The following is a 9,934-nucleotide window of genomic DNA, read 5'->3' on the forward strand; positions in this document are numbered from 1 at the left end:
GAGCCCCACCGCCCCGGAAGGGCGGCTTCGGCGCCGCGCTGTGGCGCTGGACGAAGCGGCTGATGGTGCTGGGCGTCGTGGGCCTGCTGCTCCTCATCGGCGTGGGCGTGGGCACGTACGTCTACTTCAGCCGCGACCTGCCCTCCGTGGAGTCGCTGCGCAACTACCTGCCGCCGCAGGTGACGAAGGTGACGTGCGCGGACGGCTCGCTCTGCGCGGAGTACGCGCTGGAGCGCCGCACGCTCGTGCGCATGGAGGACCTGCCCCCGCACGTGCGCAACGCGTTCCTCGCCGCCGAGGACGCGGACTTCTACAAGCACGAGGGCCTGGACCCCTTCGGCATCCTGCGCGCGGGCGTGAAGAACCTCATCCCCGGCAGCCGCAAGTCCGGCGCGTCCACGCTCACGCAGCAGGTGGTGAAGAACATGCTGCTGACGCCCGAGCGCAGCCTGGGCCGCAAGATTCGCGAGTGGATCCTCACCCCGCGCCTGGAGCAGGCGCTCACCAAGGATCAGATCCTCAGCCTCTACATCAACGGCGTGTACTTCGGGCAGCGCCGCTACGGGCTGGAGGAGGCCGCGCTCTTCTACTTCGGCAAGCACGCGAAGGACCTGTCCGTGGGTGAGGCCGCCGTGCTCGCGGGCACCGTGCAGTCTCCCCACCGCATCAACCCGGTGGCGAACATCACCCGCGCCAAGTCGCGCCAGCGCTACGTGCTGGAGCAGATGGCCGGCCAGGGCTTCGTGCCGCGCGCGGTGGTGGACGCGGAGAAGGAGAAGCCCATCGTGCTCGCGCCGCGCAAGGCCGCCAGCGCGGGCGCCTACTACGCGGAGGAGATCCGCCGCACGCTGATTGAGCGCTACGGAGAGAAGACGGTGATGGAGGGCGGCCTGCGCGTGAACATCGCGCTCGTGCCCAAGCTCCAGGCCACCGCGGAGAAGGCCGTGCGTGACGGCCTGGAGGCCGTGGACCGCCGCCAGGGCTACCGGGGCGCGCTGGGCAAGCTGGAGGAGGCGCAGTGGAAGCGCTACCGCGAGCTCATCGTCCAGCGCATCGAGGAGGCCGGCCGCCGGCAGAAGGACCAGGGCTACGTCGCGGACCTGGCGCCGCTCGCGCAGCCCCTTGCCGCCCCGGCTCCGGAGGCCAAGACGCCAACGACGCCAGCGACGCCGGAAGTGGAAGGCGCCGAGGAGCAGCGCCCCGCCGTCCTGGCCGCGGACACGGACTCGGAGGAAGAGGAGGTCCAGTCGCCGGAGCGCGTGCGCGTGGGACAGGTGCTCCTCAAGCCGATGGAGGAGGGCCTGCGCCTCACCGGCTACGTCACCGAGGTGGACCCGAAGCGCGATGTGGCGCGCGTGGACCTGGTGGGCCGCACCGCGGAGATTCCGTTCGCGTCCGTCGCGTGGGCGCGGCAGAAGGGCAAGAAGGCGCCCAAGGGCATCGCGGACGTGTTCACGCCCGGGGAGCTGGTGTTCGTGCGCGTGCTCAAGGCCCCTCCGGCGCCGGCCTTCGTGGAGGCCACGTTGGATCAGGTGCCCGTGGTGCAGGGCGGGCTCGTGGTCATCAACCCGGCCAACCGCAACGTGGTGGCCATGGTGGGCGGCTACGACGCGGAGCGCTCGTCGTTCAACCGCGCCACGCAGGCGAAGCGCCAGCCGGGGTCGTCCTTCAAGCCGTTCATCTACGGCGCGGCGCTGGCCAGCGGGCGCTTCACCCCGCTCTCCATGGTGAACGACGCGCCGGAGTCCATCCGCGACCCGTACACGGGCAAGGAGTGGCGGCCGAAGAACTTCGACGGGCGCTTCGAGGGCCCCATGACGCTGCGCACGGCGCTGAGCAAGTCGAAGAACACCGTGTCCGTGCGGCTCATCGAGGCCGTCACCCCCGCGACCGCCATCGACTTCGCGCGCCGGGCGGGCATCCGCTCCGCGATGCCGGAGAACCTCACGCTGGCGCTGGGCACCGGCGAGGTGACGATGCTGGAGGCCGTCAACGCGTACGCCACGCTCCAGGCCAACGGCCGCTACGCGGAGCCGCTGACGCTCCTGCGCGTGCAGGACGCGAAGGGCACGGTGCTGGAGGAGCACCAGCCCGCCTTCGAGGAGACGCTGCCTCCCGCGGTGGCGTACCTCACGACGTCGCTCATGCGCAGCGTGGTGGAGGACGGAAGCGCGCGCGCGGTGCGGGAGCTGAACCGGCCCGCCGCGGGCAAGACGGGCACCACCAACGAGTCCAAGGACACGTGGTTCAACGGCTACACGATGGACTGGGTGGCCAGCGCGTGGGTGGGCTTCGATGACAACTCGCCGCTGGGCAGCAGCGAGACGGGTGGCCGGGCCGCGCTGCCCATCTGGCTCAACTTCATGCGGGTGGCGGAGGACGGCCTGCCCGCGCGCGACTTCGAGATGCCTCCGGGCGTCACGCAGGTGCGCATCGACCCGGCGACGGGGCTGCTCGCGGGCAACGCGGTTCCGGGCCGGATGGAGCCCTACCTGGAGGGCACCCAGCCCACCGCCGAGGCCCCGCCGCCCGGACAGGTGACGCCGGACAACTACTTCATGGACGAAGGTGGCAAAAGGGGCCTGTGAGTCGCTCGCTCCTTCCGCTGCTCTTCGCGCTCGTGTTCGCCCTGCCCGCCCGGGCGGAGGTGGACGACAGCGCGCCCCCCGCCTCCGCACGGCTGGCCCTGGCCGTGGCGGACGCCATCCGCGGTGCGCCCGCCGAGGCGCCCGTGGCCCTCTGCCTGTCCGGAGGCTCCGCCGAGCTGCGCCGCGCCTTCGGGACGCTGCTGGCCGCGCGCCTTTCGGCGATGAACCTGGGGCCGGTGGTACTGGACGTTCCGCCCGAGCGCGCCGAGGCCGCCGCCCGCGAACAGGGAGCCCGCTCGCTCGCGAGGCTCACGCTGGACGTGGAGGGCGGCGAGCTGACGGCGCGAGGCGACGTGCTGGGCACGTGGGTGAACTTCTGGTCCGGCCGCACGCCCACGCGTCCGCCGAAGCCCTCCGCCGCCGTGGCCGAAGGCGTGGAGGCGGACGCCGCGGTGCTGGCACTGGCCGCGGTGGGGACACAGTCCTCCGGAACGCCGGGCCCGGGTCCGCGGGAGCGCCGGCCGGTGCGCCTGCTCGGCGCGGTGTTCGCGCGGCTGGAGATGCCCTTGGCGGCGCTGGCGGCGGGGGACCTGGATGGTGACGGCCGCGATGAAGTGGCCGTGCTCACCGAGCATGAGGTGGTGGTGTTCAGCGCGGACGGGCGGGTGCTGGCGCGGCGGGAGCTGGAAGGGACGGCCGCGGCGGCGGCGACGCGCGAGCCCTTCGGGGCGCTGGCGGTGCTGACGGGGCCACCGCGACTGGCGGCCTGGAGCACGCGGTACGCGCGCGGAGAAGTGCTGGTGCTGGACAAGGCGAAGGGGACGCTGCGTCCGTCAGGGACGCTGGACGCCGCGCCGCTGGGGACGGCGGAGCGGGGAGCGTTCGTGCCGGGGCAGACGGTGTTCGCGCCGGAGGTGCGGCTGGCGGACGGGCGGAGCCTCACGGTGCCCGCGCCCTTCGGCACGGCGAGCTTCGCGTCGTCGCGCATGCTGTTCGTGCACGCGGATGGCACGGGGTCGCTCTACGCGCGCCCCGCGTCCCCGCCGGCGAAGGTGCCCGGGTTGGGCGCGGGCAGTGCGCTGGGAGACCTGGATGGCGACGGGGTGCCGGAGCTGCTCACCACGTCCCCGCAGCTCCAGCCGTCGCCGGACGTGCTGCGGGGGCTGTCGTTGACGTCCGACACACCCACGGCGCACGAGCCCCTGTGGCAGGGAGCACTGCCCGCGGGCCGCGCGCTCTACGTGGTGACGGCGGACCTGGATGGCGACAAGCGCCGTGAAGTCATCGTGGGTTCATGGAAGCCGGACGGCACTAGCGAGCTGTTCCTCCTGCGCCAGGGTGCACCGTGATGAAGGGCCACACACGCCATGCCCCACTGCCAACGCCGTCGCGAGCCAGCGACACGAGCCCGTCCGCCCATCCCCCACACGGGATTCGCAGGCCCCTGGCGGCATGCGCTGCACGGTCCAACCGCACGGGCAATCCGTTCCGCTTGAGGCAGGGGACCCACGTGATGTTCCGCTCCGCCCTCGCGGGCCTCGTGCTGCTTTCGTCCACGCCAGCGCTCGCAGCCAGCCGTCCGCGTTACGGCGGTGAGCTGCGCATCGCGCACGCGGGGCCGCCTGAAATCGGTGAGCCTGCGCTCGCCGACACGCCGATGGAGGCCGCGCTGCTGGGCCTGCTGACGCGGCCCGTGTGTCGCGCGGACGCCGGGGGACAGGTACACCCGACGCTGGCGCGGGAGCTGTCGCGGCCCGTGCCCCAGGCCCTGCGCGTCGCCATGCCTTCCGCCGCCAGCGCCACCGCGCTGGCTCGCGCATGGTCGCGGCTGTCGTCTTCGGAGGCGCCGTCTCCGTATCGCGCGCTGCTGTATCCGCTGCGCGGCGAGGGCCGGCAGGTGACGTCCTCGGGCACCACGCTGGACCTGGCGCTGGCCTTCCCGTGGCCCGACCTGGAGCGCTCGCTGTGTCACCCTGCCCTCGCGACGCCGCCGTCTCCGGCCTCGGGCCCCTTCAGCGCCGCGGGACGGGGCGTGCTGGAAGCCCAGGTCGCGTGGCCCGAAGGCCGGCCGTACCTGGACAGGCTGGCGCTCACCGCCACGGATGAGCGGGGCCTCACGCGGCTGTGGTCCGCGCGGCAGGTGCAGGTGGAGCTGGGCACGCCGCCGGACAACGACACGCTCACCGGCGCCGCGCTGTACGCGACCTATCTGGCGTACTCGCCCCGGAAGGTGCCCGCGGACTTCCGGCAGGCCGTGGAGAGCGCCATCGACCGCGAGGACCTCACGCGGCTGTTCGTGAGGGGGCCCGCCGTGCCCATGGCGAACCTGCTGCCGCCCGCGCTGATGCCCCAGGGCCCCAGGCCCCGGCCCGGTGCCCCTCCGGCGGGCGCGGCGCGCAAGGTGACGCTCGCCTATGACGCCGCCCTGGCGGATCAACGCGCCGTGGCCGAGCGCATCCAGGTGAAGCTGCATGACCAGGGCTACACCGTCGCGCTGGAGCCCCAGTCGCGCGCCGCCCTGCGAAGCCGTCAGGCGAAGGGCGACTTCGAGCTGATGCTCAGCGCGTTCCTGCTGCCGCCCATTCCTGGTCCCGCGCTGGCGGTGGTGCTGGAGGCAGGCGGACGCCGCGACCTGCTCGGCGTGGAGTTGCCGCCCATCGGAGCGCTCGCGGACGCTGGAGCCCGCGATGCGCGAAGCCGCGAACGGGCCCTGGCGCTCGCCCCGTCCGTGCCCCTTATTCCGCTGTACGCCCAGGGGCTCGCCCTGCGCGCCGCGCCGGAGGTGACGGGGCTGGTGCTGGACGCCCAGGGGCTGCCGGTGCTCGAAGGCGCGTGGCTCGCGCCCGTCGAAGCCTCGGGTGGTGGAGGCCGGCCGTGAGCAGCCCCCGCGCCGCCGCTCCGAAGCCCCTCGGCCGTCAGGCCCCCAGCAAGGACCGGCCCGCATGCGCCTGAGGACCCGGCTCGCGCTCGCCTTCGCCCTGCTCGCGCTGGTGCCGCTGGCCATCGTCGTTCCCCTGACGCTGACGCGCCTGCGCGACACGCTGTCCCGCGAACTCGACGCGCGCATGACGGCCGCCACCGCCTCCGCGCAGGAGTCCCTGGAACGCTCCGCCGCCAACGCGCGCCGCGCCGTCGAGGAACTGGTGGAGAGCCCCGCCATGGAGGACCTGGTGCGTGAGGCGCGCTCCGCCCCCATGCGCGCCATCCAGGCCAACACCGCCGAGGGCCTGATGAAGAGCCGGGGCCTCACCGTGCTCACCCTCTTCGACCGCAACGGCACCGTGCTGTCCTCCGGCCACCTGCCCGCCCGGCGCGGAGACCCGGACCCCGTCCTCTTCGCCGTGACGAAGGAGAAGTCCCCCAAACCCGTCCCCGTGCGCGTGGACGTGCGAGGCGACGCGGGCCTGCGCCAGGTCCCCGCGCTCGTCACCGCGCGCCCCGTGGACTACGGCGACGTGCGCCTGTGGGCCGTGGGCGGTGTGGTGCTGGATGACGGCCTGGCCCAGCACCTGGCCCGCCTCACGCAATCCGACGTGACGCTCCTGTCCGGCGGCACCCAGGTCGCGCACGCGGGCAGCGCGGCCCCGCCCACCGTGGAGCAGGTGCTGCCCCTGGGCAACGCGGCCTCCGTGCGCCTCACCTTCAGCCGCGCCGCCGCACGGGAAGCCGAAGAGGGCGTCATGCGCGCGTTCCTCCTCCTCGCCGGCCTGGGCCTGGGCTTCGCGGCGCTCCTGGGCATGCTGGTGTCCCGCTGGATGACGCGGCCCGTGGAGGCCCTCACCTCCGGTGCCCGCCGCGTGGCGGAAGGCGCCCTGGACGTGCAGGTGACGGCCCGCGCCACGGGCGAGGTGGGCGAGCTGGTCCGGACGTTCAACCACATGACGTCCGAATTGAAGAACACCACCGAACGGCTGATGGCCACCGAGCGCATCGCCGCGTGGCAGGAGGTCGCCCGGCGGCTGGCGCACGAAATCAAGAACCCCCTCACCCCCATCCGCATGTCGCTGGAGACGCTGATGGCCGCGCACGAGGCGCGCCACCCCAGCTTCCCCACCCTCTTCAAGGACAGCGCGGGCGTGATCCTGGAGGAGGTGGAGCGGCTGCGGCGCATCGTGGACGAGTTCAGCCGCTTCGCGCGCCTGCCCAAGCCCCAGCTCGCGCCGGTGGACCTGAGCGAGCTGGCCCAGGGCGTCCTGTCGCTGTACGCCGCGCCCCCCGAAGGCATCCAGCTGGTGCCCACGCTGCAGACGGGCGTGGTGGCCCGCGCGGACCGCGACCAGCTCACGCAGGTGCTCGTCAACCTGGTGAAGAACGCGGAGGAGGCGATGACGGGCAGGGGCGGTGCGCTGCGCGTGCGCGTGAAGGGCACCGACGCGGACGCCATCGTGGAGGTGGAGGACGAAGGCCCGGGCATCCCCCTGGAACACCGCGCCCGCATCTTCGAGCCCTACTTCACCACCAAGGACGGCGGCACCGGCCTGGGGCTCGCCATCGCCGCGCGAATCCTCCAGGAGCACGGCGGCCGCCTGGAGGTCGGCGGAGAGCCGGGCCAGGGCGCCCGCTTCAGCGTCGTGCTCCCCCGCGCGAGCTGAGCGGAAGCAGGCCCCACGTGAAGAAGGCCCGGCACCTCGTGGAAGAGGTCCCGGGCCTTCGGGTACCGCACGCGGAACGGGCCGTCAGTCCTTGACGGGCGTCGCCTTGAGGGCGGCCTTGCCTTCCTTCACGTAGACCTGGAAGCGCACCGTCTTGCACGCGTACTTCGTGACGAGCTGCTCCTTGTTCTTGCGCAGCTTCTGCACGAACTTGTCGTACGTCAGGCCATCCGCCTGCTCACCGCAGCGCTCGCGCGTGGTGACGAACTCGCGGAAGACGTCCTGGAAGTGCTGCTCCTCCGACAGGGCCACCGCCGCCGCGCTGTTGACGCCCGGCATGGGCAGCGGCACCGCCTGCGGCGCGCTGGAGCGCGGAGGCGGCATCGGGATGGCCTCGGACGTGGGCCGGGTGCTGGCCTGGAGCAGCTCGCGCGGAATCGCCGCCACGCGCGTCGTCTCCGGGGACTCCGGATCCGAGGACTGCGCCGCCGCCAGCGCGAACGGATTGGCCGCCTGCTGCAGCGAGTACGCCGCCGTGGGCTGATCCTCGAAGGCGAACGCGCCGTGACGCGGCGCCGCCGGAGCGAGGGGCTCCACCGCCGGGGCCGGGTGCTCGAAGGGCATCGCTCCGCCCTGCGCGTACGCCGGAGGCGGCGTGAACGGCTCCGCGGCCGGCGGCGGGTAGGCCGCGGGCGCGGACGGGAAGGGGAACGCATCCGGGCCCGCGAACGGATCCGCGGCCGGCGGTGCCCCGAACGGCGCGCCCTGCTGCGGAAGCGGCATCGCGAACGGATCCGCCATCGGCGCGGCGGCCTGCTGCGGAAGCGGCATCGCGAACGGATCCGCGGCCGGAGCCGGAGTCCCCGGGAAGGGGAACGCATCCGGGCCCGCGAACGGATCCGCGGCCGGCGGCGCGGCCGAACCGAACGGGTTGGACAGCGGCTCCGCGTGCGCGGCCGAACCGAACGGGTTGGACAGCGGCTCCGCGTGCGCATTCGAACCGAACGAATCCGCCACGGGCGCCACTGCGGCCGGAGCCGGCGGCGAGGTGGTCACGGGCTGCGCGGCGGGCGCGGACTGCGCGGCCATCGCCGCGGACCAGCCCAGCGTGTCCGAACCGCCCGACACGGCCTCTTCGTCGGAGGACTTCTTGCCCCCGCCCATCAGCGCCGTCCACACCAGGCTCAGCACGAACAGGCCCGCGAGCGCGAGCAGCGCGGTGTGCTGGTACGAGGCCAGCGGGGCCAGCGTCGCCGCCGTGCCCGCGAGGACCACGACCTCATACGGCGTCCCCGTCAGCGCCTGGCGGGAGCCCACGAACAGCGGCGCCTGGCCGCCCATCGCATCGCCGCTGGTGAAGGCGGGCAGCTGCACCGGGCCCAGCGCCTGGAGCGAACCCGACTCCAGCACCGTGTCCTTCGCACCGGCCGGCAGACGGGGCAGCGCGCCATCCAGCCGCGCCTTCTCCGCGCCCACGCCTCCCACCACCTTGTCGCCCTGCACCAGTCCCACCGCGGCGGCGCCGGACGCATCCAGCGCGCCCTGCAGCGCGGTGTCCACGGCCAGCGGCGCGCCCACCACCAGCGTCACCGCCGGAGCCCGCGTCCCCTCACCGCTCCACGCGAGCGGCACGGACGCGAACACGTGCGGCGCCCCGAAGGCGTCCGCCACGGACGTGCCCGCCTTGGCGAGCGCCGCGACGTCCAGCGCCGCGGTGTCCGACGAGGGCTCGGCGCCCGCGCGTGCATGGAAGCTCGCGTCGCCGGCCACCACCGCCACCACCGCGCCCTGGAGCTCCTTGGGCAGACCGGCTTCCGCGGCGGTGCGCAGCGAAGCGAAGCGCTCGGCGGTGAGCGGCAGGAGCGCGCCCGTCTCCTCCGCGTCCCGGCCAGAGGCGCGGTCACGCGGGGACTTCGGCGCGGGTGTGGGGTTCAGCGCGTGCACGGCGGCGGCCACCTGGGGGCTGCCGGCCAGCTTCAGCGCCAGGGACTGCACTTCCGCGCGGCGTGCCTCCACGCGACGCGCGGCCTCGCTGGTGCCGGAAGCGGCCTGGAGCGCCGCACCTTCCACCGCGCGCGCGCGCTGGGGCGCCGACAGCATCGGGAGGTGAGCCAGGCCCAGTCCGAGGACCAGGAGTGCGAACAGCAGGAACTTGAGGCGGACCATCGCCGTCCTTTAGCCCAGGGGTGAGAGGTCCGCTTATAGCGTCCACCGTTCGACCCCAGCAAGGAACTGGCCCGAAGGAACCCGGGGGCCGGATGCCTGGCTGGCATCCGGAATTCCCGGGCCCTTCGCTCTTTCACAGCGTGCTACAGCCGGACGCCTGGACGTCTAGTAGTTCGTCGCGTCCGCGTTCAGGTCGAACGGCATGCCGCTGTTTCCCATGCCCTGGCGGCGGCGCTCCACCGCGCGCTTGATGGCCCGCTCCAAGCGGTCACGCGTCGCGTCGATGGCCTGGAACAACGTCTCCGACGTCTCCGTCACGTGCACCGACTCCAAGCCAGGCATGCGCACCGTCACCCGGCACTCCTTGTCCACGCCTCCCTTGGGCCCGTTGATGTCCACGAGCGCGATGTCGATCTCCGACGCCTCGTCCTCGGCGAACCGTTCAATGTGGGCCACCAGATGGGTGTCCACGTACTGCTTCAGGTTGTCGTTCAGCCCCAGATGCACTCCACGCAACAGCACCTTCATGGAATCACCTCCGGGCATAAACATGGGCAGTCCCCCGCCCGCCCGTGAGGGGCTGTCGCA

6 protein-coding genes are annotated in these 9,934 nt (G+C 73.3%); 4 read left to right on the forward strand and 2 right to left on the reverse strand.

The window, feature by feature from the left end:
• The 4 genes from D7W81_RS36005 to D7W81_RS36020 form a co-directional block, all read left to right on the forward strand.
• On the forward strand, positions 1 to 2,588 hold a 2,588-nt coding region (locus tag D7W81_RS36005), incomplete at its 5' end, for a penicillin-binding protein 1A (protein WP_244227676.1).
• The gene (locus D7W81_RS36010) at positions 2,585 to 3,937 is read left to right on the forward strand and encodes an FG-GAP repeat domain-containing protein (protein WP_120559906.1); all 1,353 of its coding nucleotides are present in this window, start codon (positions 2,585 to 2,587) and stop codon (positions 3,935 to 3,937) included. The genes D7W81_RS36005 and D7W81_RS36010, both read left to right, overlap by 4 nt.
• 161 nt (positions 3,938 to 4,098) lie before the next feature.
• The gene (locus D7W81_RS36015; protein ID WP_120559907.1) at positions 4,099 to 5,466 is read left to right on the forward strand and encodes a periplasmic substrate-binding domain-containing protein; all 1,368 of its coding nucleotides are present in this window, start codon (positions 4,099 to 4,101) and stop codon (positions 5,464 to 5,466) included.
• 64 nt (positions 5,467 to 5,530) lie between these two features.
• Positions 5,531 to 7,180, forward strand: a complete 1,650-nt coding sequence (locus tag D7W81_RS36020; RefSeq protein WP_120559908.1) for an ATP-binding protein — start codon at positions 5,531 to 5,533, stop codon at positions 7,178 to 7,180.
• An 84-nt stretch (positions 7,181 to 7,264) separates the two neighbouring features.
• Here the strand turns inward: D7W81_RS36020 and D7W81_RS36025 are convergent, their stop codons facing one another.
• Both D7W81_RS36025 and hpf read right to left on the reverse strand, forming a co-directional pair.
• Positions 7,265 to 9,346, reverse strand: a complete 2,082-nt coding sequence (locus D7W81_RS36025; RefSeq protein WP_120559909.1) for an MXAN_5187 family protein — start codon at positions 9,344 to 9,346, stop codon at positions 7,265 to 7,267.
• Positions 9,347 to 9,511: 165 nt separating this feature from the next.
• A complete protein-coding gene (gene hpf / locus D7W81_RS36030) occupies positions 9,512 to 9,874 on the reverse strand; it encodes a ribosome hibernation-promoting factor, HPF/YfiA family (protein ID WP_120559910.1) in 363 nt (120 codons plus the stop codon).
• Positions 9,875 to 9,934: the final 60 nt, after the last annotated feature.

This window comes from Corallococcus aberystwythensis (assembly GCF_003612165.1).
Lineage (GTDB): Bacteria > Myxococcota > Myxococcia > Myxococcales > Myxococcaceae > Corallococcus > Corallococcus aberystwythensis.

What these genes read in the sequence shown, in the direction of transcription:
- D7W81_RS36020 (WP_120559908.1), top strand. Translation starts at nt 5,531, where the DNA reads ATGCGCCTGAGGACCCGGCTCGCGCTCGCCTTCGCCCTGCTCGCGCTG.
- D7W81_RS36025 (WP_120559909.1), bottom strand. Translation starts at nt 9,346, where the DNA reads ATGGTCCGCCTCAAGTTCCTGCTGTTCGCACTCCTGGTCCTCGGACTG.
- hpf (WP_120559910.1), bottom strand. Translation starts at nt 9,874, where the DNA reads ATGAAGGTGCTGTTGCGTGGAGTGCATCTGGGGCTGAACGACAACCTG.